The sequence below is a fragment of the Acidimicrobiales bacterium genome (assembly GCA_035533095.1).
Classification (GTDB): domain Bacteria; phylum Actinomycetota; class Acidimicrobiia; order Acidimicrobiales; family Palsa-688; genus DATLUM01.
The window spans coordinates 72,164-97,810 of the sequence record DATLUM010000054.1 but is presented as its reverse complement, the minus strand read 5'-3'; the positions used below and the strand labels follow the sequence as shown (position 1 = coordinate 97,810).

At 66.5% G+C, this 25,647-nt stretch carries 33 protein-coding genes and 1 tRNA gene; 28 read left to right on the top strand and 6 right to left on the bottom strand.

The window, feature by feature from the left end:
• Positions 1-58 precede the first annotated feature (58 nt).
• A complete protein-coding gene (locus VNF71_07085) occupies positions 59-646 on the top strand; it encodes a hypothetical protein (protein HVA74314.1) in 588 nt (195 codons plus the stop codon).
• A 146-nt stretch (positions 647-792) separates the two neighbouring features.
• Positions 793-868 (top strand) — tRNA-Gln (locus VNF71_07080).
• A 1,215-nt stretch (positions 869-2,083) separates the two neighbouring features.
• Here VNF71_07080 and VNF71_07075 read toward each other — a convergent pair.
• Positions 2,084-2,821 carry a helix-turn-helix transcriptional regulator gene (locus VNF71_07075; GenBank protein HVA74313.1) on the bottom strand — a complete coding sequence of 246 codons (738 nt, stop codon included), beginning with the start codon at positions 2,819-2,821 and terminating at the stop codon, positions 2,084-2,086.
• Positions 2,822-3,563: 742 nt separating this feature from the next.
• Between VNF71_07075 and VNF71_07070 the strand changes: the two genes are divergently transcribed.
• The 13 genes from VNF71_07070 (at position 3,564) to VNF71_07010 (ending at position 11,537) form a co-directional block, all read left to right on the top strand.
• Positions 3,564-3,749, top strand: coding sequence for a helix-turn-helix domain-containing protein (locus VNF71_07070; GenBank protein ID HVA74312.1), 186 nt, complete (start codon positions 3,564-3,566; stop codon positions 3,747-3,749).
• Positions 3,746-3,925: a hypothetical protein gene (locus tag VNF71_07065; GenBank protein HVA74311.1), complete on the top strand. Its 180-nt coding sequence runs from the start codon at positions 3,746-3,748 to the stop codon at positions 3,923-3,925. The genes VNF71_07070 and VNF71_07065 overlap by 4 nt, the downstream gene beginning before the upstream one ends.
• A complete protein-coding gene (locus tag VNF71_07060) occupies positions 3,925-4,374 on the top strand; it encodes a hypothetical protein (protein ID HVA74310.1) in 450 nt (149 codons plus the stop codon). The genes VNF71_07065 and VNF71_07060 overlap by 1 nt, the downstream gene beginning before the upstream one ends.
• Positions 4,371-5,666 (top strand): AAA family ATPase, encoded by a 1,296-nt coding sequence (locus tag VNF71_07055; GenBank protein HVA74309.1) that lies wholly within the window; start codon positions 4,371-4,373, stop codon positions 5,664-5,666. Before VNF71_07060 ends, VNF71_07055 begins: the two co-directional genes overlap by 4 nt.
• Positions 5,667-6,593: 927 nt before the next feature.
• Positions 6,594-7,004 carry a hypothetical protein gene (locus VNF71_07050; GenBank protein HVA74308.1) on the top strand — a complete coding sequence of 137 codons (411 nt, stop codon included), beginning with the start codon at positions 6,594-6,596 and terminating at the stop codon, positions 7,002-7,004.
• Positions 7,004-7,435, top strand: coding sequence for a hypothetical protein (locus VNF71_07045; protein HVA74307.1), 432 nt, complete (start codon positions 7,004-7,006; stop codon positions 7,433-7,435). The genes VNF71_07050 and VNF71_07045 overlap by 1 nt, the downstream gene beginning before the upstream one ends.
• Positions 7,435-7,974 (top strand): hypothetical protein, encoded by a 540-nt coding sequence (locus tag VNF71_07040; GenBank protein ID HVA74306.1) that lies wholly within the window; start codon positions 7,435-7,437, stop codon positions 7,972-7,974. The genes VNF71_07045 and VNF71_07040 overlap by 1 nt, the downstream gene beginning before the upstream one ends.
• A complete protein-coding gene (locus VNF71_07035; GenBank protein ID HVA74305.1) occupies positions 7,971-8,369 on the top strand; it encodes a single-stranded DNA-binding protein in 399 nt (132 codons plus the stop codon). Before VNF71_07040 ends, VNF71_07035 begins: the two co-directional genes overlap by 4 nt.
• A gap of 27 nt (positions 8,370-8,396) precedes the next feature.
• Positions 8,397-8,897 (top strand): hypothetical protein, encoded by a 501-nt coding sequence (locus tag VNF71_07030; protein ID HVA74304.1) that lies wholly within the window; start codon positions 8,397-8,399, stop codon positions 8,895-8,897.
• Positions 8,894-9,823, top strand: coding sequence for a terminase family protein (locus tag VNF71_07025; protein HVA74303.1), 930 nt, complete (start codon positions 8,894-8,896; stop codon positions 9,821-9,823). Before VNF71_07030 ends, VNF71_07025 begins: the two co-directional genes overlap by 4 nt.
• Entirely contained in the window at positions 9,820-10,479 is a 660-nt protein-coding gene (locus VNF71_07020) for a hypothetical protein (protein HVA74302.1), read from the top strand. Before VNF71_07025 ends, VNF71_07020 begins: the two co-directional genes overlap by 4 nt.
• A complete protein-coding gene (locus VNF71_07015; protein ID HVA74301.1) occupies positions 10,476-10,742 on the top strand; it encodes a hypothetical protein in 267 nt (88 codons plus the stop codon). Before VNF71_07020 ends, VNF71_07015 begins: the two co-directional genes overlap by 4 nt.
• A 3-nt stretch (positions 10,743-10,745) precedes the next feature.
• Positions 10,746-11,537, top strand: coding sequence for a hypothetical protein (locus tag VNF71_07010; GenBank protein HVA74300.1), 792 nt, complete (start codon positions 10,746-10,748; stop codon positions 11,535-11,537).
• A gap of 167 nt (positions 11,538-11,704) precedes the next feature.
• Here the strand turns inward: VNF71_07010 and VNF71_07005 are convergent, their stop codons facing one another.
• Genes VNF71_07005 through VNF71_06990 form a run of 4 tightly spaced genes read right to left on the bottom strand, consistent with a single transcriptional unit; the run spans position 11,705 to position 13,171 of the window.
• The gene (locus VNF71_07005; protein HVA74299.1) at positions 11,705-12,220 is read right to left on the bottom strand and encodes a hypothetical protein; all 516 of its coding nucleotides are present in this window, start codon (positions 12,218-12,220) and stop codon (positions 11,705-11,707) included.
• Positions 12,217-12,486: a hypothetical protein gene (locus VNF71_07000; GenBank protein ID HVA74298.1), complete on the bottom strand. Its 270-nt coding sequence runs from the start codon at positions 12,484-12,486 to the stop codon at positions 12,217-12,219. Before VNF71_07000 ends, VNF71_07005 begins: the two co-directional genes overlap by 4 nt.
• A complete protein-coding gene (locus tag VNF71_06995; GenBank protein HVA74297.1) occupies positions 12,483-12,836 on the bottom strand; it encodes a hypothetical protein in 354 nt (117 codons plus the stop codon). Before VNF71_06995 ends, VNF71_07000 begins: the two co-directional genes overlap by 4 nt.
• Positions 12,833-13,171 (bottom strand): hypothetical protein, encoded by a 339-nt coding sequence (locus VNF71_06990; GenBank protein HVA74296.1) that lies wholly within the window; start codon positions 13,169-13,171, stop codon positions 12,833-12,835. The genes VNF71_06995 and VNF71_06990 overlap by 4 nt, the downstream gene beginning before the upstream one ends.
• A gap of 166 nt (positions 13,172-13,337) precedes the next feature.
• On the opposite strand from VNF71_06990, the gene VNF71_06985 reads away from it, so the two are divergent.
• The 7 genes from VNF71_06985 (at position 13,338) to VNF71_06955 (ending at position 17,307) form a co-directional block, all read left to right on the top strand.
• Positions 13,338-13,535, top strand: coding sequence for a hypothetical protein (locus tag VNF71_06985; GenBank protein HVA74295.1), 198 nt, complete (start codon positions 13,338-13,340; stop codon positions 13,533-13,535).
• Positions 13,536-14,195: 660 nt separating this feature from the next.
• Positions 14,196-14,474, top strand: a complete 279-nt coding sequence (locus VNF71_06980; GenBank protein ID HVA74294.1) for a hypothetical protein — start codon at positions 14,196-14,198, stop codon at positions 14,472-14,474.
• Positions 14,475-14,819: 345 nt separating this feature from the next.
• Positions 14,820-14,945, top strand: coding sequence for a hypothetical protein (locus tag VNF71_06975; protein ID HVA74293.1), 126 nt, complete (start codon positions 14,820-14,822; stop codon positions 14,943-14,945).
• Positions 14,920-15,441 carry a GNAT family N-acetyltransferase gene (locus VNF71_06970; GenBank protein HVA74292.1) on the top strand — a complete coding sequence of 174 codons (522 nt, stop codon included), beginning with the start codon at positions 14,920-14,922 and terminating at the stop codon, positions 15,439-15,441. Before VNF71_06975 ends, VNF71_06970 begins: the two co-directional genes overlap by 26 nt.
• A gap of 183 nt (positions 15,442-15,624) precedes the next feature.
• Positions 15,625-15,909 (top strand): hypothetical protein, encoded by a 285-nt coding sequence (locus tag VNF71_06965; protein HVA74291.1) that lies wholly within the window; start codon positions 15,625-15,627, stop codon positions 15,907-15,909.
• Between the two features lie 400 nt (positions 15,910-16,309).
• A complete protein-coding gene (locus VNF71_06960; protein HVA74290.1) occupies positions 16,310-16,810 on the top strand; it encodes an ATP-binding protein in 501 nt (166 codons plus the stop codon).
• Entirely contained in the window at positions 16,807-17,307 is a 501-nt protein-coding gene (locus VNF71_06955) for a hypothetical protein (GenBank protein ID HVA74289.1), read from the top strand. The genes VNF71_06960 and VNF71_06955 overlap by 4 nt, the downstream gene beginning before the upstream one ends.
• 45 nt (positions 17,308-17,352) lie before the next feature.
• On the opposite strand, the gene VNF71_06950 is transcribed toward VNF71_06955, so the two are convergent.
• Positions 17,353-18,327, bottom strand: a complete 975-nt coding sequence (locus VNF71_06950) for a hypothetical protein (protein ID HVA74288.1) — start codon at positions 18,325-18,327, stop codon at positions 17,353-17,355.
• Between the two features lie 189 nt (positions 18,328-18,516).
• Between VNF71_06950 and VNF71_06945 the strand changes: the two genes are divergently transcribed.
• The 6 genes from VNF71_06945 to VNF71_06920 are packed head-to-tail and all read left to right on the top strand — an operon-like array spanning position 18,517 to position 25,628.
• Entirely contained in the window at positions 18,517-19,995 is a 1,479-nt protein-coding gene (locus VNF71_06945; GenBank protein HVA74287.1) for an ABC transporter substrate-binding protein, read from the top strand.
• Between the two features lie 8 nt (positions 19,996-20,003).
• Entirely contained in the window at positions 20,004-21,923 is a 1,920-nt protein-coding gene (locus tag VNF71_06940) for an ABC transporter permease (GenBank protein ID HVA74286.1), read from the top strand.
• The gene (locus tag VNF71_06935) at positions 21,901-22,689 is read left to right on the top strand and encodes an ABC transporter ATP-binding protein (protein HVA74285.1); all 789 of its coding nucleotides are present in this window, start codon (positions 21,901-21,903) and stop codon (positions 22,687-22,689) included. The genes VNF71_06940 and VNF71_06935 overlap by 23 nt, the downstream gene beginning before the upstream one ends.
• Positions 22,686-23,396 carry an ABC transporter ATP-binding protein gene (locus tag VNF71_06930; GenBank protein HVA74284.1) on the top strand — a complete coding sequence of 237 codons (711 nt, stop codon included), beginning with the start codon at positions 22,686-22,688 and terminating at the stop codon, positions 23,394-23,396. Before VNF71_06935 ends, VNF71_06930 begins: the two co-directional genes overlap by 4 nt.
• Before the next feature lie 31 nt (positions 23,397-23,427).
• Positions 23,428-24,912, top strand: coding sequence for a choice-of-anchor P family protein (locus VNF71_06925; GenBank protein HVA74283.1), 1,485 nt, complete (start codon positions 23,428-23,430; stop codon positions 24,910-24,912).
• Positions 24,909-25,628 (top strand): hypothetical protein, encoded by a 720-nt coding sequence (locus VNF71_06920; protein ID HVA74282.1) that lies wholly within the window; start codon positions 24,909-24,911, stop codon positions 25,626-25,628. Before VNF71_06925 ends, VNF71_06920 begins: the two co-directional genes overlap by 4 nt.
• Positions 25,629-25,647 lie beyond the last annotated feature (19 nt).

The window sequence follows — 25,647 nt, the reverse complement described above, 5'->3', positions numbered from 1 at the left end:
ACTGTTCTCGTACCGCCCGAGGGGGCGGACCAGCAGAGAGAGAGCAAGGAGCACTCAAATGCGCCGCAAGGCTTTGGACACACTCTTGACGGCAGGAGGGCTCGTCGTTGCGATCGTCCTCCTCGTCGCCGGCAGCCTCCTGATGTGGGGCCACAACTTCGCCGACTCGAACGTGCACAGCCAGCTGGTACAGCAGCAGATCAGCTTCCCGGCAAAGGGAAACTCGGCACTGGCCAGCCCGAGGATCGGGCCCTACCTCAACCAGTACGCAGGGCAGCAGCTGACAACCGGTCCGCAGGCCAAGGCCTACGCTGACCACTTCATCGGCGTCCACCTGAGCGAGATGCAATACGGCGGCGTGTACTCCAAGGTGAGCGACGCTTCTCGCGCCGACCCGAACAACGCCACCCTCAAAGCCGAGGTGCAGACCGTGTTCCAGGGCACGACCCTCAGAGGCCTGCTGCTCGAGGCCTACGCGTTCTGGATGATGGGCCAGATCGCCCTCATCGCCTCGATCGCATCGTTCGTCCTGGCGGGTGTGATGCTGATCCTGTCGGGGCTTGGATTCTGGCACCTGCGCACGGTCAGCCCGCAGGAAGAGTTCCCCCCTGCGAGGGTCAAGGCCAACCGCCCAGTGACCGCCTGATCCCACCTCCAGGGGCGGGATTCAGAAGCCCCCGTGTCGATCCACCGGTCGGCACGGGGGCTTTTGCGCGGAGGTTCCCAGGGTGCGCGCCGACCGATCCCCAGGCGCCCCGCCAGGACGATATGTGCGACGCTGTTAGCCCGCGGTGGCGGGTAGTTCAATTGGCAGAACACCGGACTTTGGATCCGGATGTTGGAGGTTCGAGTCCTCCCCCGCCAGCCACAACGGCCCTGGTCAGAGGCACTATGACCCCCTCGGCAGGGTCCCCGGATTCGGGGCTTGTCAACGCTTTGTCAACATCGACCCCGAGGAGCGACGCGGACAGGCTGGCCCCGGCCGTCTCCGCCATCCCCGGGATCACGTGCGCGTAGACGCTCAAGGTGATGTTCGGGTCCGAGTGGCCCAGCATCTCGGAGACGACCCGGACGGGTACTCGGTCGGCGAGCATGAGGCTCGCGGCCGTGTGCCTTGTGCCGTGGAGCGGGATCTTCGGGAGCTTCGCCTTGGCCCGCTCCTCCTCGAACCATACGGACAGGCTGGAGGGGTAGTAGGGCTTGCCGAGTTCGTCGGCGAACAGCCAGCCCTCATCCTCGTACGCCTCGCCGGCAGCGAGCTGCTCGGCCGCTTGGCGGGCCTTGTGGGCTTTCAGGAGTGCCACGAGGTAGGAGTCGATCGGGACCGACCGGAGGCCCGAGAGCGTCTTGGGGATCGAGTCGGCGACCTTGCCGTCGATGAGGATCCTGGTCCGGGTGATCCGGATGGAGCCGCCCTCCACGTCGACAGCGTCCCAACGCAGCCCGCAAAGCTCACCCCGGCGCAGACCACGGCTCAGGAGAAGAGCCCACGCCCACGCGTGGCGGCTGTCCTTGGTCGCCGCGAGGAATCTGCGGGCCTCGTCGGTCGACCAGGCAGAGACGGGCTTGCGGGTCACCTTCGGGCGCTTCACGCCGGACAGAGGGTCCCGTCCGAGAAGCCCGGCCGTCAGGGCCCACGCGGTAGCGGCCTTGAGGATCCCGACCGACAGTTGGGCACTCCGGGCCGACAGCCCCTTGCGTCCCGAAGCGGTCTTGGTGGTCCGGATCCGCTCGACGTAGCCCTGCGCGTCGGACGGCGTGAGGGTGGACACGACCTTGGCCCCGATGTGCGGCACGATCCAGTGCTCGACCACGGACTCGTACTGCTCGACCGTCGCGGGTCGGTGTCCCTCGGTCCTGATGGCCGGCAGCCAATGCTCGGTCAGCAGTTGCCCGACGGTGAGCTTCTGATCGGGCTTCCACGCCCCGGTCTCGACCTTCTCCAGGATCCCGTTCAGGTGGCCCTGGGCGAGCTTCTGCGTCCGGAAGCCACCCCGGGTGTGCTGCTTGCGCTCCCCCGTCGCCGGGTCGGTCGTGAACCAATACGCCGTCCACGTGCTGCCACGTTTGCGAGTGCTTCCCTTCATCGGTTGCCCTTTCCGGGGCGTTGCGCCCCTCGCTTGGGTTTCGGTGCCGGCTCGACGGCCGCACGGTTGGCTGCTTCCTCGATGGCGGCTTCGAGTTCTTTGTCGAGTTCACGCATGACAAGCCCGCGAACGGCTTGAAGGGTCCGCGGGGATGCCTTCGCGTTCGCGCGGCGCTTTACCCGTCGGTCGCGCTCTTCGGTGAGTGAGTGCCTCCACAGCGTGTCGGCGGCGGCCACCACGTCCGGGGCACGGACCCCGAGCCGAACCTGGGATTCGATGCGCCGAGCGGTCGCATACTCAAAGGGGGTCGCAGCCCCGAGGTCTCGCTCGCGGTACCGTCCTGGCCAGCGGTCGGCGTGTCGCTGATCCGCGGAGTTCAGCGCACCGAGGACGACGTGAATCTGCGAGTACATCTTCTCGCGGCTGGGGGATGTGTAGGACTCGATTGCGAGAAGGTCGCCGGTGGTTCCCTCTAGCGCCGCCACGAGGAACTTCGGGTGCCACTGCCCGAGATCGACCCGGACCGGCGTTTGCGTTCGCAGGAGTTCCACAAGCGGGACGTCGAGTACATCCGCCAAAGCGAGAGCCTCGGCGAGCCCTATCTGCCGACGCGCCGTCTCGACCTGAGCGACGGTGCTGCGCCGCCAGCTAAGCCCGCGCATCGCTAGGTGGTCGGCCACCTGGCCCTGAGTCTTCCCTGCGGCGATTCGCAGCCGGGAGACGTTCGCTCCCACCGCTTGCTCGAACGTGACGTGATCAGCCATGTGCCAACATCTTGCCACAGCGTGTTCACTATTACAACAGCTAATCGGCAGACGTCTCTCGCCTGGGGCCCCGACCGGGAGCAGAAGAGAGCCGTCCCCGGTCGGAAGACCTCAATCCCCACCTTGCGGTTATGGCTTAAGTCAAGAGTTGAGACAGCTCCGAATAAAACGCTCTTCGCCCCTGAGAAAGCCTTTCTCGTGCCTTTGCACTTGGCACGACCCGGGTAGCGTGTTGGCTTAATGAACGCTTCCGATGCGATAGTAGTGGCAGCAGCCCGGAGCCTCGCTCGCAGCCACGGGCCCCGCATTCGGGCCGCAGCAGGGCTAACCATTCCGGAGGCCGCAGCGGCCGTTGGGGTCGCACCGTCCACGTTGTGGCGGTGGGAGCACAGCAAACGGGTGCCGCGCGGCGACGCGGCCATTCGATATGCGGAGTTGATCTACGAACTGGCGGACTTGGCCGGTGTTGATCATGGAGGCGGCGATTGAGGGCCACGCCCACCGGAGGCTCCCTGCTGAGTGGGGCGCCCAACATGAGACCTGAGGCCGGGACAGAGGGGACCTGGCTGGTTCAGTGCGCCACGTGCGGGGCCGTGGGCACGTGTGATCGGGTACGTGGCGTCGACCGGGTGACTCTCCCGGCGATGCGGCGCCACCGCCGGCTTATCCACCGGGGTTGCGGAGGCGGCTTCGAGAAGTTCGGGGCCCGCTGATGCCCTCAGCGACCTACACCGCCGAGCAGTTGAGCGAACTACTGGGTGTCTCGGCCTGGAGCATCTACGAGGCCGTCCGCAACGGAACCTGCCCCTTCGAGCCCATCCGTATCGGCCGGCGTCTCGTGTGGCCGCGGGCTCTGGTGGACCGGGCCCTCGGAATGGACTCGCAGGAGTCTGCATGACCGACTCCGCCCGCGAAGCGCTTCTTCGGGCGCAGGCCCTTCAACGAGTGCTCGCAGCCTGCGCGGACGGGCGCTGCCCGGCGGATCCGGCCCTGATCGTCTCGCTTGAACGCGTAGCCGGGCGTTGCGCACTGTGGGCGTCGGTCGCACATGAGCACGGCGAGGCCGTCGCCTGATGGGCGCCGATCTCCACATCCCCGAGGACGCGACGGCCGAGGAGGGCGTGAGCGGCTGCTGCGTCGACAGTGAGCGCGGCTACCAGATGGCCGCGTCGCGCGTCGCCGCCGACGACTTTTACCGTCCAGACCTCCGCCGACTTTTCGAGGCGTGCGGACGGCTCGATCTGCCCGGCACGGATCTCGACACGCGTGAAGCCCGGATTGCTCGCGCCGCCGAGCTAGCTGGCGTTGCGGTCGACCAGGTTCGTCGCATTGTCGACGACCGGCCGCTGCAATGGGACACGAACGGTACCCTCGCCGGCCGGGTTAGACGGGCCGCGGACGCAAGACGCGCGATGACGGCGGCCCGCGATCTGTTCAACCGTCTGGGCGAAGGCGAACCCCTTGAGCAAGTCGTCGCCGATCTCGCCCCGGATCTCCGCCGGCTGGTGGGAGTGGCGTCGTGAGCGCGATCGAACGGCTTGAGTTGCCGGCAGGTTCCCGGTCCATCCCAAACGAGCCAGCCGCGTTCGGTGAGGACGGTCACCGCGCCCTGACGCTGACGCCGGCGTCTTCGATCAAGGTGCGCCCGGTCCGCTGGCTGTGGGACGGCAGGGTCGCGCTCGGGACGCTCGCGCTGATGGGCGGCCGCGAGGGTATCGGCAAGTCCACTGTCTGCTATCAGATCGCGGCCGACATAACCCGTGGGAGGCTGACCGGCGCCTATTTCGGCGACCCGAGATCGGTGGTCGTGGCCGCGACCGAGGACTCGTGGGAGCACACCATCGTCCCCAGGTTGATGGCCGCAGGTGCCGACCTGGACCGGATTTACCGGGTCGACGTGACCACCTCGGCCGGCTTTCACGGTTCGCTCAACCTTCCCGGTGACCTCGGCGAGCTCCGCAAGCTGATCACCGAAGCTGACGCTGCGATGGTGCTGCTCGACCCACTGATGAGCCGCCTCGACGCCAACCTCGACACACACAAAGACGCCGACGTCCGCCAGGCACTCGAGCCGTTGGTCGCGCTCGCCGACCGATGCCAGATCGCGCTGCTCGGGCTGATCCACCTGAACAAGTCCACCACGACGGACCCGCTCACCATGCTCATGGCGTCACGCGCGTTCGCTGCTGTCGCTCGCGCGGTCCTGTTCGTAACCGTCGACCCCGAGAGCGAACAGGTCAGGATTCTCGGCCAGCCGAAGAACAACCTCGGGCGAACCGACCTGCCGAGCCTCACCTTCACCATCGAAGGCGCCGTCGTGGCCGAGACAGACGAGGGCCAGGTTTGGACGGCACGGCTCGTCTGGCGCGGCGAGACCTCCCGCAGCATCGACGACGTGCTCCGCACCGCAGCAGAGTCCAACGACAGCCGCAGCGCGACCCAGGAGGCAGCCGCATGGCTCTCCGACTTCCTCACCATGCACAAGGTCGCATCGTCGAAGGAGATCAAGGACGCCGGCAAGGCTGATGGCCACGGCATTGACGCCCTCAAACGTGCCCGACAGAAGATCGGTGCTGGCGCCACCGCACACGGCTTCCCCAGGCGCACCTACTGGTCCGCACCAACCCTCACCCCCGACGACGTGGACCGCATCCTGGTCGACCTCTCACAGTCGGAGCAGCCCAGTCGGAGCAGCCATGGGGAGAGTGCTCTAACAGCGCTGACTGCACCCACTGGACAAAGCGAACCCCAGTCGGCGCAGTCGGAGCAGTCGGTGGAGTCTCCCGGCACCCGCGCCAACAGGAGCCAGCCATGAATGATCAGAGCACGGTGTCGACTCCAACGACATCGACACCCCAGGACAGAGCCGATGAGAACAGGGGGTCCCGCTCCAGCGCGGCGCTCGTGCCATCTCGGAGGGAGGGTCGCCCAGCCCCGCGCGCGCTACCCCACCGCGCCGATGGTGCCCGGCAGTCCCGACCTCTTGACTGCACATCAAGTGACGGCCGCAAAAGAGCAGGTCAGGGGCACCGTGTCAATGCGATGTCAACGCACGGATGGTCGGCTGAAGCGGGCCTGGTCACGCCGATCAGCCGACCCGATCACGCGCCGCGATATCGGCAGCGCTATCCCGGCGTTATCACCCCCAAACCTGCGTTTCGGGCAAGGGGGGACAAAGGGCACTTCAGGTCCCTTCGACTTCTGCCCTGGTGGTCGCTTGGTCGCTGGGCCAATCGCAACATCACAACTTCCCTGGGTGCGCGGTCGCCCTCCCACTGCCGGCCGCGTTACCCGGGCCGCTCGCGACGGTCTTGTCAGCCGTCGTTCGCCCTTTCGGGGGCGGGCCGGTGCTCGGGTCTTAACTCCACCCGACGCCGGCCGAGCAACCCCTCTTTCTTTCAGTGCGTCAACGGACAACGCCGCGGTCTTCATCAGCCGTGTGCCGCGCCGATGGGCGAGGAGGCCACTATCTCCGGCCGACGATCCCCCAGCGCGTTCTGGTCCGGCCGCGGGCGGGTGTGTCTCAGCTCGGCACCCCGTCCCCGGCTGGACCCATTTTCGCAATCCACGAAGCACAAGGAGAGTTCATCTTGGCCCGGTCACATTCGCATCGAAAGCCGGCGTCCACGGGTCAACGTCCGTTGTCGCGTGCGGCGCGCCGTCGTCGTCGATTGCAGTCGGATGCGTCGAAGCGCCGCGACGTGACTGCGATCGCCGCGGTGTCACAGAAAGGAACCATCTAATGCCCACGTGGGGAACTAATCGCCGCCATCCGCTGATCGAGTACCGGGAGGAGCGTCGCGTGCAGCCGACCGAGCTTCCCGCGAACGTCCAGGCTCGGCAACGTGCCGAAGAGGACCGGCAACGGCGCTCGATCGAAGGGCAGAAGGAGCTTCATGCCCGTGCCGAGGAGGCCAGGAAACAGAAGGCGGCCGACCGGGACTTCTGGACCGGTCTCCACGCGGCGATCCTGGATGCCCAGCGGCGCGCTGAAGGTGACCGGCACGGCGCGTTCGTGGCCGGCGACGCGGAGGCTGCTATCGCCGCGCAGATCCGGGTGAACGCCTGCCGGGACCTGGTGGAGCCTCTGCGCCAAGCCGCGGCCCACGCGCTCGGGCCCCAGTTCTCACCGCACCTGACGGGACGCGCGTGATGCCCGAGTCCTTCCCGCTTCTTCTGACCAAGTCTCTCGCCGACCCGACCGTCGACGAGGTCCGGAGCCAACCCACCCCGAGGCCGTGGATCACCGCGGCCCTCACGCCAAAGGAAGAACCCATGTCTCAAGACTCCGTTATCAAGTCCGCCTTCGCCGAAACCGGCCCTCGCGCCGCGATCCGTGCCGCAATCGAGCCCTTGGAGCGCAAGGTCGCCCGGCTCGAGAAGGCCGTCAAGGCCGGTGACGCCGGCGGGTGGGAGCTTCGCGAAGCTCGCCGCGAACTCGGCTCGATGCGAATGGTCCTCGCGGAGAACGGTCGGGCCGGAAAGTCGGGCCGGGATCTCCCGCCGGGTGTGACGAAACTGTTCGACGGGTCCACGTCGCCCGCCGGCCCGCTCGGCAGCGACCCCGCGGTTGGGGGTATCTGATGGCCCGCCCGGATCCTTCGCATCCCGATCAGCGAGCGGAGCGCATCGCCGGCACCCTTCGCGGTGTCGACATCTCCGGCGGAGCGTCCACGATCGGCCGCGACCGCATGACCATCGGCGACACGTCGAGGATCAACGCCGTAAAGAGCGGCATGGACACTTCCAGCCCGTTGCTCGACGCCTATCGGCGATGGAGGGACGCGCAGGAGGCCGACCCCGACGTTCTCAAGACGCTTCGAGCCGACCTGCAATCAGCGCAGGACCGACTTGTCAAGGTCACCGCCACTGACCGCGCCCGGGCACGCGACAAGCAGGCCAAGAAGGCCGTTAAGCAGCTTCGCCGGGCAAAGAAGGCCGCCGCGCTAACTTCGCCGGCCGCGATTGAGGGCCGAGCGGTTCGAAAGTCCCTGAAGCGGACCCGCGACGCCCTAGCGGTCGCTGACGACGTCACCACGGCGCTACAGGTCGGGTTCCGTCACTACCGCAACCAGGGCGGCACCACGTCCTTCGCGATGTGGAAGAGGCGGATCGTCTCGTGACGGCCCCGGATACCGCGACACCGGTGGCGAGGATCGGCAACCTCAGTAGCCACCCTGAACTGCGGTTCGGCAAGACCGGTACCGCGTTTGCACGCGTCGGTCTTGCCCACCGACCGCACGTCCCGAAGGGCGAGCCCGAGGCCGAGACGGTCTTCTACGAGGTCGTCGCGTTCGGCACCCTCGCGGAGCACGTCGCCCGGTCGTTGCAGAAGGGTGACCGGGTCGTGGTCGTCGGCAAGGGCGAGGTCGAACACTGGAAAGACCGGGACGGCGTCGAACGAAGCACCAAGAAGATCGTCGCCGACGGGATCGGACCGGACCTGAGGTTCGCCGCTGTCGAAGTGCAGCGGGTCGAACGCCGCGCCCCGACGCCGGTCGAAGAGGAGCCGTTCTAGGTGGCCCGCACCTGCACCGTGTGTACGTTGCCCGCCCGTGACCGCGTCGACAGCGAACTGGCCGGCGGTGAGAGCCCTGCCGCGATCGCACGCAGGCACCGGCTTAGCGAGGACGCCCTCCGCCGTCACAAGTCGAACCATCTTTCGCCGGCGTTGGCGAAGGTCGCTGTCGAACGGTTCGGGACCGACTCTGCGCGTCAGGCGTTCGATTCGGTCGTGGACCGCGTCGAATCGCTCGTTGGCCGTCTCGAAAGTCTGCTGACACTCGCTGAGGAGAAGGGCGCGCTGACCGGTGGCAGCAACGTCGCGCGCGAGATCAGGCAGAGCTTGGAGCTGATCGCCCGACTACGCGGTGAACTGGACGAGCGCCCGACGTTCACAACGGTGAATGTCCTTACCACGCCGGAGTTCGCGCAGGCGGTGGCCGCGATCCTTGGGGCCACGGAACGCTACCCGGACGCGCGGATCGCGATCGCTGACGCGCTCGACGCCATCGACGCACTACCCGAAGGAGACCCCTCATCATGAGCAAGTTGACGGCGTGGCTCGCCGGCGCAGCCGACCCGGTACGGCTCGCGAAACAACTCAAGTTCTCCCCCGACCCTTGGCAAGCCCGGGTGCTGCGCTCGACCGCGCCCCGGATGCATCTCAACTGTTCGCGCCAGGTAGGAAAGTCGACTGTCACGTCTATTGCTGCACTGCACGCGGCGTTGTTCAAGCCGAATGCCACGGTGCTGATCGTCAGTCCCTCGGAGCGCCAGTCGAACGAGCTTTTCCTGAAGATCACGGCTTTCTACCGGTTGCTCGGCAAGCCGGTCGACGCGCTCCAGGAGAACGTTCACATGTTGCGCTTGGAGAACGGCAGCCGGGTCATTTCGCTCCCAGCATCCGAGGGCGGCATCCGCGGTTACACCGTCGACCTTCTGCTCGTGGACGAGGCCGCCTACGTCCCTGACGCCCTGTATCAGTCCGTCTCCCCGATGCTCGCCGTTTCGGGTGGCCGCCTTGTCGCCATGTCGACCCCCGCGGGCAGGCGCGGCTGGTGGTACGAGGCGACCCTTTCCGACCGTTGGGAGCACGTCACCATCCCGGCGACGGAATGCCCGCGCATCGCCCCCGAGTTCCTGGACGAGGAACGGGAACGGCTAGGTGAGGCCGCGTTCTCCGCGGAGTACATGTGCTCGTTCATTGATTCGGCCGGCGCAGCGTTCCGAGACGCCGACGTGGCCGCCCTGTTCGCGGCCAGAGCGCACCCAGCGGCCCCTGCTGCCCCCCGGCCGGCCCAGCCAGTCGATCCCGGCATGCGTGCCTTCCGGCGCCATGTGCGGAGCCTGCAGGCGGCTCAGGGCCGTGGTGAGCGGATGCGTGAACGTGAGCAGAAGCTCTGTCAGCACCGTTGGCGCCCAGAACCACCGCACTTCTGTGCGTTCGGTTGCGGGGCGACAAGACCATGAGCTTGTCGATCGGAATCGACCTCGCCCAGGCCCGGGACCGTACCGCTCTCGCCGCTGTGGCGTCGTGGCGTGGGGAACCGGTCGAGAACGCCAAGGGCCGCAAACGTCGGCCCCTAGAGCACGATCTGATCGCCTTGGACCGGTTGCGGCCCGGGATCCCATACCCGCAGCAGGCGGAGATGATCACGGCGTTCGCCGAGACCTTGGACTGCGACGAAAGGCCAGTGTTGTTCGTCGACGCTACCGGCGTGGGCCGCCCTGTCCTCGACCTGCTCCGCCAGGGCTGCCCGTTCCCGGTCAACGGTGTCACGATCACTCCCGGCGCCACGGTGACGAGGAACGGTCAGGACTTCGCCGTGCCGAAAACCGACCTTGTCGGATGCTTGGAAGTCGCCCTGTCGACCCGCCGGCTTCACGCCGCGCCAGACCTGACGTTGGCGAAAGAGTTGGGCAAGGAGATGCGCGCGTTCAGTTACGAGATGTCGGCCACTGGCCGCCCGAAGTACGAGGGGCGCGGCGCGCACGACGACCTTGTTACGGCGTTGGCGTTGGGCGTGTGGGGAGCGGAGCGCGGCGCCGGCCCGGCCGCCGCGTTCGTGGACATGATGCGCGCCGACATAGGCCGCCGAACAGAAAGCGAAGGAGTTGCATTGTGAGCACGAACCACCACGAGGGCGCCGGCTACGCGGCGGCCGCCGCGATGGTCGCCCTCGTTGTCGCGGACGACATGAACGGTGTCATGGCACTTGCCGACGAGATCCTGAGAGGCGACGACGCCCGCGAGACGATCACGGCCCTGGCCACTGTCGCCGCCTCGTACGCGTTCGCGCTGAGCGACCTGAAAATGGAACCGGTCGCCAACGTCATCGACCGTCTAGCAGGCGAAGCGGCCAGCTTCGCCACTGAAAAGGAGTTCTGACAAATGCCAGGTGTTTATGGCGACGGCAGCCTCGGCGCGATCATCCGCGGGCTCGCTCAACGCATTCGTGCACTCGAAACGCAGCAGCAGATGACGTTGTCGAACGGCAACGGTCTCCCGATCATGAACTTCGGTTTGATCCCAGGGTCGAACCCTGCCGAATATGGCATGCAGTTGGTGGCGCCGAACCCCGGAGGCCAGTTGGCGTTCTTCGGCGAGGACGCCGCGGGGAACGTGGCACTCAAGTTCTTCGATCCGGCTTCGGGCGTGCTGCGCTTGGAGATCGACTACCAGGGTCTCCATGTTTACGACACCGCGGGAAACGAGGAGGCTCGCCTCGGAGAACTGAACACATCACCGGCGATCTACGGGTTAGGTGTCGCTCCGTCGACCGGCAGCACTCCGGGTACTCTTCAGCAGGTCGGCGGCTTCATCGGCATCGCGCCGACCGGCGTGACCGGTGCGACGAACACCGCCTACACTGCCTTCGGTGGGACGAACACGATCACAGCGGTGATCGGCCCGTCGACCACCGCGCTCGTCCAGGTGCACGCAGATATCGCGACCGGAGGGGCGAACGTCGAAGGGGTCGTGGGGGTGCAACTCGACGGAGGCACTTGGTATGACTTTTACCTGATGTCGTGCTCGGCCACGTCCGGGGCTCAAGTGTTCGCCGGGAACTCCAACTTTTGGACGGGAATCCCGGCCGGTTCTCACACGTTCACGATGGGGTACAAGACGGCGAGCGGGACCGTTGACTTCAACGACCCTTTGCTAATCGTTCAGCCGCTCTGAACGCGGAAACGCCCCGCCGGTAAGAGCGGGGCGCCTCGTTTGGTGTTAGGTTCGGTTGGGTTAGCGCGGGCCACCCCCGGGGGAGCAGGAGCTTCGTCAGCCGCTCGATGCGGGCGATGGCTTTCGGGTCGAGCACAGTGACCGTGAGCGGCCGCGACGGTTGCGGGTTACGAGGCGTCATCGGGTGGCACCTCCAGACGGACGGAGGCGAGGAGGAGCTGTGCCTCTGCCTCACGCAGGAGGTCGAACGCCTTGCGAACCGGCCCAAGGGCGGGATCCTCGTCGCTGTCGTCTGCTGCGCGCAACGGGAAGGCCCTCGAATCCTCGGTCAGTTCCGCCCGCACCGGGGCCGGCAGGTTGAGCCCGGCGATCAAAGCGGCACGATCACCCGCGTTGTCGATAGTGCAGAAGCCGGTCCCGTCGAACATCTCCTCGATTGAGCCGGCAATGTGCATCAGCATGTGCCGAACGGCGGTGACCCCGGACCGGTCCCGGACACTCTCGTAGGCCTCACCTGCTTCGGGGTCGCCGGAGAGGGCCATCACCTCGGCGTCCAGGTAGTCGTGCAGGCGGAGGATCCCAGGCAGACACGCCGAGAACCGGAGTAGCTCCTCGACGGCCGGTAGGGCCTGCCTCTTGATGTCCGCGAGGTCCACGTCGAAGGCGGCGCTGGTGGTGCTCATGACGCCCTCCTCGCGCGCTGGGTCCGTTCGCGTCTGTCGTAGGCGTCATGGAGAACCTGAGCGGCAGCGGGGAGCGGTTCGTCCGCGGACCGGCGGCTCTCCGGGATGACACCCTGCTCGCAGCAGTCGTTGACCGCACGGACAGCGTCCGGGATCGACACCCCGTTCAGCGCCTCGTAGAAGGCCATCCGGGCCAGCATTGGCACGAACGCCCTCAGTTCGGCTACCTCAGCCTCTAGGGCCGTGATGCGGTCGGCGGCGCTCATCGCTTGCCCCACTCGCGGCCGTCGCTCCACGCGGCCTCGTGCGCATCCCACAGGATGTCGGCGATGCCCTCGGTGCCGGCCGGGATGGCGACCATCGGCCCGTAATCGCTTTCGCGGGTCGCGAGGAACACGATGTCCGGGTCGCGGTCCTGATCCCATTCGGACAGCAGCATCCTGTCGAACTCAAGGTCGGCGAAGCGGCCGAACTGGTCGACTACATGCAAGCGGACCTTGAGCAGCCCTGGGTCATCGGCCCGCAGTCCGGTCGCCTCAGCGATCGTGTCGAGCAACTCCCCGACGCGGATCGACTCCTTTGCCGCGACGTCGATATCGGCTGTCGCGGCGCTCACGACGCCTCGTCCGTCCCGTAGGCGTTCCTCGCGTCCTCCAGGATCGCAACGATGCCCTCTGAGCCAGACGGGACACTGACCACAGCCAGGCCGCACTCGCCCTGAAGGCCGAACACCAGATAGCCCGAGTCGTCGACCCCGGCGACATCGAGGTACGCGTGGTCCACGTAGTCCCCGGTCTGCGTCCGGGCGTAGAGCCTTACGTCTGCGAGTGCCGGGTCGAGGATTTGGGCGTGGAGTCCTGTCGCCCGGGCGATGGTGTCGAGCAACTCTCCGACTGTGATCGTTTCGTTCGCCGGGGTCCTAAGCGGAACCCGTGCTTCCTGAATGGTCATGTTTCCCCTTTCCCTCTGGTTGTACGGGAAGGGCCCCCAGAATCCCCCGGACCCGTTGCGAGTGGTCCCTCGCAAGACGTACCATAAGCCCTGCGGGTGGTCGCCCGCAATAACCAATCTTCGGGAACCGCTCGGCTACGTTCCCCGACTCGTGGGGGCTAAGGAAGTGCCTGCCGACCAACTTGTAGGGGCATCCGAGATAGCGGAGCGCCTGGGGGCCCGTCACGCCTCTCTCGTGCACGACTGGATCGCTCGCTATGACGACTTCCCCCAGCCGGTCGCGCGGCTGAGAGCCGGGCTCGTGTGGGACTGGCGGGACGTGGAGGCATGGGCGCGCGAGACCGGCCGGCTACCGCCCGACTAGTCGACCGTCTGCCAACGCCGGCCGGGAGACATCTCAGTGGAGGGAGGGGCGTGCCGAGTGGACGAAGCACAAGGCACGCCCCTCCGTGGAGTTCGCGCTTTTGGAGGGGCTACCTCTCTCAGGGGGTTTGGAAAGAATGCGCCATCACGTTCCTTCCAGGTGGTGAGATTTGGTAGCCGGGCGCGTCCCCGCGGAGTGGACGTTACGGGTGGGCCCGGACCGCCGCCAGTTAGCGCTGCTAACCGAATCGGCTCGACCGACCGACCGGCCTAGCGAGACTTCGTTGGTTCCTCGGGGTGGCAAGGGCAGGCGCAGTGCGGGGCGATCCGCCTCTCCTGGCAGCTCGTGTGGTCCCCGATACGACAGTCGGTCGACGTGTACGGCTCACCCTGGGTCACCTTGACTGAGCGTGGATCATCTCCTGCTCAAGTTCGCAGAGGCGTTGATATCGGACTAGCTCCGCCGCGTCGAAGGGGATGAGCACCCGCCACTCCGCCATCTCGTCGAGCAAGAAGCGAACATCGTTAAGCGATAGTTGTTCCACTTCCTTATTGTCGGCTTCGCGCCGTTACGCCGGTAGGGTCCTTCGGCCCTAAAACGACGCTCGCGCGCGGCGTAGGCTCCCGGACGGGGCCAGCGGGGCGACGGGGGAGGGCCGGTATGGCAGCCAAGGACTACACGAGGATCTGCAACAACTGCGGCAACCGGTGGCTACTGCCAAAGGAATGGGCGACCGAGAAGGCGCCAAGGGGCTCCCAGGTGAAGGCGATGGGCCGGGCCTCGCTCTTCGCCATCGGCAAGCAGCGGGAGCGCTATTCGATGCAGTCAATGGCCCTTCAGGGCCAGCAGGAGCGTGTTCTGAGCAACGCCCGCTGTCCTGGTTGCGGATCGTCTGAGTACACGCAGTACAAGCCGGGGGACGCGCCTCCTAGCTCTTAGGTTTCGGTTCGCCTTGAGCGATCATCCGCGTCTCGTACTCGCAGTGCCGCGCGTGGAGCCCGGAACAGGGAGCGGAGCTTGCGGGTGTCTGGGGCGGTCTGGACGAACGGGAGCGGCGGCAGATCAGGGCCGACCGGCGCGCCGCCTAAGAGAAGAGCGAGAAGTCGCCCGAGGCCGATCGGTGCCATCCGGGCTAAGGTCAATCCCCCCGGTACGCCATCTATGATAGAGATAGAAACGAACAGAAGAAACGATGAAAGAAATGGACTTCCGGGCCTTCTGTATTGGGAACACATCATTTAAAGTGACAACAGGCAGACAACCGATAGTGCGGAGGTGAGGGCCTTGGGCAGGTCGAAGGACGGAAAGTTGGGCAAGGGCGCGCCGCTGAGCGCCGCTCAGCTTGCCGCGATCGAGGCCCTGCTCGCCGCCACCAGCCCGGTGTATACGCACCCGTCCCGGGCCATCTGAACGCCTGGCGCGGCCCGTTTGGGAGATCCGCAGGTGGAGTCCTGCGGACGTCGAGGAGATCAAGGCCTTTCGCTGCGCCAAGTCGCGCTCGGGGTCGTACGCGATGCATGCGCAGACCGTTCTGCATGAGGCGGTCGACGATCTCGGCGCGGACGAAACCCTTGACTGTCTTGTCGCCGTAGAGGATGGAAGCATCATTGGCGTCGTTGTCTATACGTACCGCGACGACCAGGGGTTCGGTGTCATCTACTCGATCGGTGTAGCCGTCCCTAAGCAAAACAACGGGATAGCGACGGACCTGAAGCGCCAGGTGCTTGACAACTGCTCGGCCGCAGGGGCCACAAGGGTTAGATCAAGCGTCCACCGCAAGAACGGCAAGATGCAGAGCGTCAACAAGACGCTAGGCATTCCCGCGACGACCGATCCGGAGGATGGGAAGTACCTCCTCTACTCGGCCGAACTTCTCGCCGAATCAGACGAGGACGCGCCGGGTTAGAGGAGATTGCCTTTGGGTCCTATTCGGGTCACCCTGTAGCTGGTCCCCTTGAGCAAGGAGCGGACTTGGACGGGATATGGGCCGGGCTCACCCAACGGGAGCGTCGAGCGATCCGGGCCGGGAGACGCGCAGCGTAGTGAGCGCGCGAGACTCGGCGGGAAGCATCCGCAACGGAGGTAAGCCATGCCATTCGGGAAGAAGGCGGTGCCGGCGCCGGCACCGCCAAAGACGACCGCCCAACTTATCGACGAGTACCGAGCGCAAGCTATTGACCAACTTCAGCGAGCGGGGAAGGGCGGCCGATTGGATGCCGAGACGCGCCATGCGACGATGGCGACTGCGGCTGCCGACCTGGCGAATGGATACTTGCTCCAGTTGATCTGGAAGGAGCTGATCGCAATGAACCAGAAACTCGGGTCTGCTCCTGCGGTCGCTGAAGCTTTGCCTCAGATGCGCGACGGGCAGTAAAACCCCGGCCTGAGGGCAGGGGGAGGGGGAGTGCCGCGTGGCCCGTGCACACGAGGCACCCCCTCCCTGGGGTTCCGCGCTTTTTTGGAGGGGCTACCTCTCTCAGGGGGTTTGGAAAGAATGCGCCATCACGTTCCTAGTGCAACCTTGCCCCCCGCTTGCGTCTTGTCAACGGATTTGTCAACGGAACTTCACCGCGCCACCCTCTCGGGACCCAACTAGCCACAACGATGTAGTTCCCGGCACCCCCGCTGACCTGCCAGAACGCTTCAGACCGTTCTAAACCTCACGACTCGGGCGGGACTTTGGATCCGGATGTTGGAGGTTCGAGTCCTCCCCCGCCAGCCACCCGACAATGGCACCGTGCGAGGTTTCGTGACACGACCTACGCTGCCCTGTGATGAGTCATGCCAGCGCCGGTTTCGGGGCTGACCTCGCCAGCGTTGGTGAAGCCCGCCGCTTCGTTCGCCGTGCCCTGATAGACATGCAAGCGGAGGATCTGGAGTTCGAGGCATGCCAGGTGGTGAGTGAGCTTGCGACGAATTGCGTCATACACGCGGTGACCCCATTCGTGGTCGAGCTCATATACGAGTCGGACGTGTTTCAGATCCGCGTTTCGGACAGCTCACCGAGAAGCCCGATGACCAAGTCGCACAGCGCACAGGCAACGACCGGCCGCGGGCTCCGGCTGGTAGCCACCCTGGCCGACGAGTGGGGCGCGGAGACGTGGCCGGGCGGCAAGACGGTCTGGTGCACGTTGCGGTCTGGTCCGGCACGACGCGGTATGCGACATCTGGTCAGCATCGATGACGACGTCGACGACGCCATGGAGGAGACCTCGGCGAGCCCGGCCTCGCGCACCGGCCTGTCGAACCTCTCAGTTTTCCAGAGCACGGCGTGAGGGGCGTCTCGGAGGAGGACCTCTGCGAAGTCTCGATCATCGGGTTCCCCGTTCAGATCCATCAGCGCGCCCAGGAACACCTCGACGACCTCCTGAGAGAGTTCATGCTCATCGCGGCCGCGAGCGAACAGGGACCCCGGACCCACGTGCCACGCCAACTTCTGGACCTGGTCGAGGAGATACAGCGCGACTTCGCGGGCACCACCCTCGAGCAGGACGCAAAGGTGCTGGAGGCGCGCGAAAACGGAGCCACGAGCGTCGATCTCGTGTACCGGATGCCCTCTTCGGTGGCGAAGGCGGCCATCCGGCTGGGTGAAGCCCTCGACGCGGCGGACAGCTACTGCCTCGCGGGCGAGCACCTGCTCACGCTGGCCACTCCGCCGGATGCACTCGATCTGCGGCGCTGGTACTTCGGCGAGTTCGTCGGCCAGATCAGCGGGGCGCCCCCCACGCCATGGCCGGACTGGGTCGCCGCCAACCCGAGGCAGAGCGACTGAACCCTTCTGCAGCCACGGCCCGGCACGAGACGCTGCCGGCGAGGTTCAGTAGGCGCTCACCTTCTCGAAGTAGTTGCGCGGATTCGCCTCCATCATCGTCGTGATCTGATCTTCGGTGACCCCTGCCTCGCGCAGCGCCGGGATCACGTCGTTGGAGATGTGCTCGTAGTTCCAGTTGGGCGCAATCGCCTTGATCATGTCCGGGTTGAACCAGTCGATGAAGCACGACGCGTCGTGGGCCAGGACGATCCTGTCGGCGTAGCCGTCCTTGCACAGAGCCGCCACCGTCGCCACGCGGTCCGACGTGGGGAGAATCACGTCGATACCAAAGCGATCCATGCCGAGAAAGGACCCGGCGTCGGCGAGGGCGCGCAGGTAGTCGAGATCGGTCGAGTCGCCGCTATGGCCGATCACGACCCGCGAAAGATCCACTCCTTCCTCGGAGAACACCTTCTGTGCGATGAGGCCGCTCTGATTCCCGACGAAGGTGTGGACCGTGATTGGAGCACCCGTCGCGCGATGGGCTTTCGCGACGGCGCGCATCACCCTCTCAACTCCTGGTGTGAGGCCCGGCTCATCGATGGCGCACTTGAGGAACGCCGCCTTCACCCCTGTCCCCGCTATCCCCTCCTGGATGTCGCGGACGAACATGTCGACCATCGGGTCGTCACCACCGACCATCGTGCCGGGACCGACGTAGTGGAAGGTGTGGGGGATGTCGTTGTAGGTGTACAGCCCGGTCGCGGCGACGATGTTGATGTCGACTTCGTCATTGATCCGCTGGAGTCGGGGGATGTAGCGCCCGAGGCCGACCACGGTGGGATCGACGATCGTCTTGATCCCGAGCGCAGCAAGGCGCCGGAGTTTCTCGATGGCGTCGCCGACCCGCTCCTTCTCGTCCCAAGGGTCCGGGTAGTTCTGCAGTAGGTCTGGCTGGAGCACGAAGACGTGCTCGTGCATCAACGTGGGGCCGAGCTGCGAGGTGTCCACCGGTCCCTTGATCGTGTTGACCTGTGCCATGTCCGAATTCCCCCTCGTTTTCCGTGGTCGACCGCGGAGCGTAGTCGCCTGCTGGGGATGTCCCGACTGGTGGAACCGCAATCATTGCCGCCGAGCGTGTTGCGCAGGGATGATGCTCGGCGGCGCCGAAATCCTCACCACTGTGAATTTCGACGTTTCGCGCGCCCTTCCGGTGCCCCTGGAGGTGGAATGAGAAAGCACGCAACGTTCGCCGTCGTCGCCTGCCTGTCGCTCCTGACAGGCGCCTGCGGGGCGCGCCTCACCCAGGCGCAGCTGCAAGCGGCGAACCGTCTCCAGTCCGGTGGCGGCAGCGTCGGGGTCGGATCGGGCAACGGGAACTCCGGTGCGAGTGCGGTGGGTGGGGCTCTCTCATCAGGATCGGCTGCGACGACCGCCGGCAGCTCCGGGACGACGGGAGGGTCAACCCCTACCGGTCAAGCCGCTTCGGGGGCCGCTGGGGGCTCGTCTTCTTCGGGCGCCGGGACGGCGGCAGCGGCCGGCGGGAAGGTGTGCCCGGCGGGAGCGCCGAGCCACGATCCGGGAGTATCTGCCAGTGAAATCGACGTCGGCAACGTCAGCACCCTGACCGGCCCGATCCCCGGTTTGTTCGTCGGCGCTCAGCGCGGGACGCAGGCGTTCGCCGCATACCAGAACAGCATCGGAGGTGTTTGCGGCCGAAAGCTGGTCCTCAAGTCCGCCGACGACAACCTCGACGCCAGCCAGAACGCGACCGCCACCCAGTCGCTCGCGAACTCGGTGCTGGCCTTCGTCGGATCCTTCTCGGTCGACGACCAGGGGGGTGCCGCCGTTCTGCAGAAGGACAACATCCCCGACATCGGGGAGGCCCTCAGCCCTCAACGGTTCAACCTGCCGAACAACTTCTCGCCGCAACCGGAGCCGCTGGGCTGGAACATCGCGCCCTACATCTACTTCAAGCAGCGATACCCGCAGGCGATCACGAAGATGGCGTATTTCACGGAGAACAACTCCACCGCCGAGCAGGAAGGTCTCGCCGAGGTCCAGGCGCTGCAGTCGATCGGTTACAACTTCGTCTACCACGAGGACGCGATCGAGCCCACCCAGACGAACTTCGACGCCGAAGCACGCGCCATGCAGCAGGCCGGCGTTCAGGGGATCGTGTTCCAGGCCACTGCCTCGGTCTACGCCGACATGGCGAAGTCGCTCTACAACATCGGCTACCAGATCCCCTTCGCCGATTACGGGGCGCCCGCCTACGATCCAGCCTTCATCAGCGGCGCGGGGCCGGCAGCGAACGGCGCGGTCCTCACCCAGAGCGTCGCCCTGTACGGAGGCGAGGACGCGGGGGCAGTGCCCCAGGTTGCACTGTTCGACAAGTGGTACGAGGCCCTCTACCACACCACCCCTGACCTGTTCGCCGCGTACGGCTGGATGTCGGGAATGCTCTTCGTCGAGGGCATCAACGCCGGTGGCCTGCCGACACGAGCCGCCCTTCTCTCGGGTCTCGGCGCCGTCCAGCAGTTCACCGCCGGCGGGATGGTGGCGACCGACAACCCGGCGAAGAAGACACCTGCGTACTGCTGGATCGTCATAGACGTCTCCAACGGCAAGTTCATTCGTGCCCCGGGCATGCCGGCGACCGGGTTCGACTGCGCCAACACCCCGAACTACTACCTCACCAGCGCATGACGACGTAGATGAACGAGTTCATCGGCCTCACCATCGCCGGCATCTCGCTCGGAGCCATCTACGCGATAGCCGCGTCGGGACTCGTCGTCACCTACACGACGAGCGGCGTGTTCAACTTCGCCCATGGGGCGATCGGCATGGTGATGGCGTTCACCTACTGGCAGCTTCGGGTCAGCGACCACTGGGCGGCACCCTTCGCGCTGGGCCTGTGCCTGCTGATAATCGCCCCTGCGATCGGGGTGCTCCTTCAGCGCGTCCTGATACGACACGTGAACATCAACGACACGGGCCTGATGCTCGTCGTCACCCTTGCGATCCTCGTCGCGCTCATGGGCATTGCCTTCACGGTCTGGCCCCAGACGACTGGGAGGAACCTCAGCCTGTTCTTCGGGGCGAACCGGCACGTCAGCATCGCCGGCAACCGCGTCAGCTATGAGGAGCTCATAAGCATCGTCCTGGCAGCGGCGGTGGCGGGAGGGCTGCGGCTGTTCTTCTACAACACCCGCCTGGGCATCGCGATGCGCGGTGTGGTGGACGACCGGTCCCTGATGGCGCTCAACGGCGGCCGGCCGGCATCACTCAATGCGCTGTCATGGATGATCGGTGCTGCGCTGGGTGCACTCGCCGGGATACTGCAGGCTTCCACGTCGGCGCTCGACGTCCTAAACCTCACGCTGCTGGTCCTCAACAGCTTCGCGGCGGCGATGCTCGGACGGCTGCGAAGCCTGCCGCTGACCTTCGCCGGGGCGATGGTCCTGGGGTTGGCCGACGCGTACGTGACCGGTTACGTGAACCTGAGCGGCTGGCTCCTCCACCTGCGGCCCGTGCTGCCGACGCTGTTCCTCTTCATCGTCCTCCTCGTGCTCCCAGCCGTCCGCCTCCGTGCCGGGGTCGCGCCGGTCGCGAAGGCGACCAGGGTGCCATCGGCGCGGGCCAGCCTCACCACCGGCGCACTCCTCGTGGTCCTCGCAGCCGTCATCGCCCCGCTCCTGCACGGGACGGTTCTAGGCAACGTCAACGCCGGCGTCTCGCTCGGCATCGGCGCACTCTCGATCGTCCTGCTGTCGGGCTACGGCGGGCAGATCTCCCTATCCCAGTACACGTTCTTCGGGTTCGGCGCGTGGATCTTCGCCCACACCGGCCACGGCGGGAACCCCGTCGGGCTCCTCGTAGCGGCACTCGCCGGCGCCGCTCTGGGCGCGGTGGTCGCCCTACCGGCACTGCGACTTCGCGGCCTCGAGCTCGCCCTGTCGACGCTGGCGTTCGGGCAGCTCGCCTACTACCTGTTCTTCTTGCAGGACTCGGTCATGGGTCGCAGCGACCTGGTCGTCCCGCGCCTGCACCTCCCCGGCCTCAGTCTCGAGAACAACCGCACGAACCTCATCGTGATGACCGCGATATTCGCCATTCTCGCGGCCGGTGTCCTCGCCATCCGTAGGGGTCCGTTCGGAAGGCTGCTCAACGCCACGAAGGACAGCCAGGCGGCGTGCGCGACCCTTGGCCTCAACCTCAGGATCACCAAGATCGCACTGTTCTCGGTGGCCACCGCCTTGGCGACGTTCGGGGGCGCCCTCTACGGATCGACCCAGCACACGGTCACCAGCGACAACTTCCAGTACATCCAGAGCCTGTTCATCGTGCTCATCGTCTACATCTGGGGCGTTTCCACACCCGGCGCCGCGCTCGCCGGCGCCCTGTCGCTGTCACTCGCTCCACAGATCGCCATCCACCTGCCCACCAGGTTCACTGCGGTCACCTATTTCATGACGGGCTTCGGCGCGCTGGGTCTGGTGCTGCGTCCCGAGGGGATCATCGCCAGCACGGGCGAGCGCTTCCGGGAGATTTTCTCCCGGTCCCCAAGGTTCGGTCCGTCGTCGATTCCACCCATCCCTGCAGAGGTCAGCCATGCCACTGTTGCAGACGCTTGACGTGAGCGTCCGCTTCGGCGGCGTGACCGCGCTCGACACCGTGAGCATCGACGCGGACTCGGGCAAGGTGACCGGCTTGATCGGACCGAACGGCGCCGGCAAGACCACCATCTTCAACGTCATCACGGGCCTGCAGTCCCCGACGCAGGGCCGGGTCATGATCGACGGCAGCGACGTCACGTCCCTGCCGGTGCACCGGCGCGCCCGCATGGGCATCGCCCGTACGTTCCAGCGGCTGGAGATCTTCGGCTCGTTGACAGTCCGCGAGAACATCCAGGTCGCGGCCGAGATCCGCCGGCGTTGGAGCCGTACCCGCTTCGACGTCGACGCGCAGACCGACGAGATCGTGGACAGGATCGGGCTGGACCGGGTTGCCGACGCCCCGGCCAACACCCTACCGACCGGGCTCGCCCGCCTAACCGAGCTCGGCCGGGCCCTGGCCGCCCAGCCGCGGCTCTTGCTGCTCGACGAGCCCGGGTCGGGTCTCGACACCCACGAATCGGAGGAGTTCGGCCGCCGGCTCGGCGAGCTCGCCGGCGACGGTATAGCGGTGCTCCTGGTCGAGCATGACATGGACCTGATCATGGAAGTGTGCGACTGGATCCATGTGCTCGACTTCGGCATCCACATCGCGCAGGGCACGGCCGACGAGGTCCGTAACAACCCCAAGGTGCAAGAGGCCTACCTCGGCGCCGGAGACGAGATCATCGAGCCCGATCAGGGCCATCCCGCCGACCCGACCATCGAGTTCGAGGCGCTGCGTTGATACCCCCGGCGATCCAGCTCATCGGGATGCGCGCAGCCTACGGGCGCATCGAAGTCCTTCGCGGCGTCGACCTGCTCGTGCCTGCCGGCACTCTCTTCGCCCTGCTCGGCCCCAACGGCGCCGGCAAGACGACCACGTTGAAGGTCATAGACGGGCGCCACGAGGCGTCCGCCGGATGTGTGCACATAGCCGGCCAGCACGTCAACGGCGTCGGAGCTGACAGCCTCGCGCGCGCTGGCGTGTGCAGCATCCCCGAAGGCCGTGGGATCTTCCCGAACCTGACGGTCGAGGAGAACCTCAAGATCATGACCTACGGCCGCTCGGGTCTCTCTGCGTCGGACGTGCAGGACAAGACGTACACAAGATTTCCGATTCTGGGAGAGAGGCGCAAGCAGCTCTCGGGGACGCTGTCGGGCGGCCAGCAGCAGATGCTCGCGATCTCCCGGGCTGTGGTGACCGACCCTTCCCTGCTGTTGGTGGACGAGCTCTCGATGGGACTCGCCCCCCTCGTCGTCAAGGAGCTCTACGACGTCCTCGGGCAGTTAGCGGCCGACGGGATGACGGTGCTGCTGGTGGAGCAGTTCGCCCGGACCGCGCTCGCGATAGCCGACTACGCAGCCGTGCTCGTGCACGGGAGGGTCCAGGACGTCGGGCAACCGGCCGACATGCAGGACGTCGCCGGCGCCTACCTGGGGGCCGCGTCGTGACCGACTTCCGCACTACCCGCGAGGTGAACCGATGAGAGGGAGACACGAACCGGTGCCGCAGGGCCCGGGTCCGGGACGGGCTTCGAGGCGGCTCGGAGGGCGACTGGTCTGCCTGGCCGCAGCGTCGTTCCTCGTATGGGCTGTCGCGCCCAGCGGTTCCGCGCATGCCGACACCTCGCTGATCGGGTGGACGTCCCAGGCGGACGCCAACAGCCTCGACTTCGTGATCGACAACACCGCCGGCCTCGCCGGGGCGCATCCACTCGCCGAGGGCGACGTACCCGAGGACAGCTCGGACTTCGAGACTGGCCCGTTCGGCCACGGCTTGGCTTCGGTCGTGTGGCCCGGCGGCACGGCCGGCAACCTCGGCTCCCTCTCGGGCGAGCTGGGACTCCCGGACCAGCTGGCCCCGTTGGCGGCGCAGGCCAATGACCCCATGCGCGCCGAGACCTTCTACCCCGCAGGCCCGACCGACTCGACCTACCCGCAGGGCAACACCAGCGGCGCGGCCGAGATGGTCTCTCATGCCGACGGCAACGGCACGAGCACGAAGTCGGCGCTATCCGATTTCAGCGTGAGTGGACTGTTCGACGTGAAGGGAGTGCAAGGCAACTCGCAAGCGACGACGACGGACACAGAAGCTCAGTCGACCGCGACGGGTGCGTTCTCGAGCTTGTCGATCCTCGGTGGCCTGATCACGGTGGGAGCGACCACGTCGAGCGCAACTGCCTCTAGTGACGGGACCTCGCCGATCGGGCGTGCCTATACGCACATCGGAGAGATCACGATCGAAGGTCACCAGGTGAGCGTCGGCACCGACGGCATCAGCGTCGGCCCCGTCAGCACCAACCTTCCCAACGCTCTGGCCGCTCCGACCGCCGCCCAGGTCAACCAGTTCATCTCCGCGTTCAACGTCACGATGACGCCCCTGCCAGTTGTCGAGACCAACCAGTCACCCGCCGAGGAGATAACGGCCGGCGGACTGAAGATCAGCCTCGCGCTTCCCTCCGACGCGTCGGTGAACCTCGACTGCAGCGCCCTGCCGTCTCAACTTTCGCAGCTCGGGGTGCTCTGCACGCTCCCCGGTTTCCTCACCGGCTCCAGCCTCACGATCACCCTCGGGCGCGCGACGGCCACAGCCATCGCCACACCACCGTTCCCGCTGGACCTCGGCTCTGGATCCTTGCCGACCGACACCGGCGTGCTCGGCAACCTCGGAGGCTCGACCACCGCAGCCGGGGTCGCCGCGAGCATGTCAACCCTGCCCACAGGGTCGTCGTCTCCGTCGCTCGCAGGCACGCCGACCACCCCGGCGGGGGGCACGTCGCGCTCCAACGGTCCGGGAGGCACGCTGGGGGCCATCACGCCGGCGGCCTTGTCCAAACCGGTCAAGGCCGGGCTGCTGGTGTCACTACTCATCCTGGCGGCGATCGCCGGCGCAGGATTGGTGCGGATGACGCGCCACATACCTGATCTGCCGCCTGCCAGCAACTGCCCGCTAGAGGAGGGGACATGAATGCGACCGTCGATCCCGGGCGTGAAGAAGGAGCAGGTCAAGAGTCCGTCCCTGCGCGTCACCTCTCGCTGATCGGCGCGGCGGCGAAGCTGCGGTCGAGACGGAGACGGCCCTTCCCTATAGAGACGGTCTTGTTGGTGGCGGGAGGCCTCCTGCTGCCGATAGGGATCATCGTCATCATCGTCGGCTGGTACGGCTCGGCCCACACGTTCCACACCTACGAGCAGAACGACTACCTCATCTCCGGCGGCCTACTCGGCCTCGGACTCGTGTTCATCGGGGGCTTCTTGTACTTCGGTTACTGGATGACCCGCCAGATCCGCACGTCGACGACCGCGAACCAGCAGATGCTCCAGGCCCTGGGGCGCATAGAAGCGCAGCTCGGGGCGGGAGCCAACGGGAAGCACACTGTGGCGCCGCTCGGGGTTTCGGCGGCCGCCATAGCCCCGCCCCGGGGCCGCAGTGCCCGCGCACGTTCAAAGGTCGCGGACGAGACCACGGAGAAAGACGCCGCCCCGCGCCCGGCAGGCCGCGGAGCCGAGCCGGCGGCCGCTGCGGCTACCACCACGATTCCGCTGGTGGCCACCGAGCGGGGCAACCTGATCCACCGTCCGGACTGCCCGGTCGTGGCCAACAAGGACAACCTTCGCGCGGTGGGGCCCCACGAGCCCGGTTTCCGGCCCTGCCAGATCTGCTCGCCCTTCGACGACCGCTGACGTGGGGGCCGCCCCGACA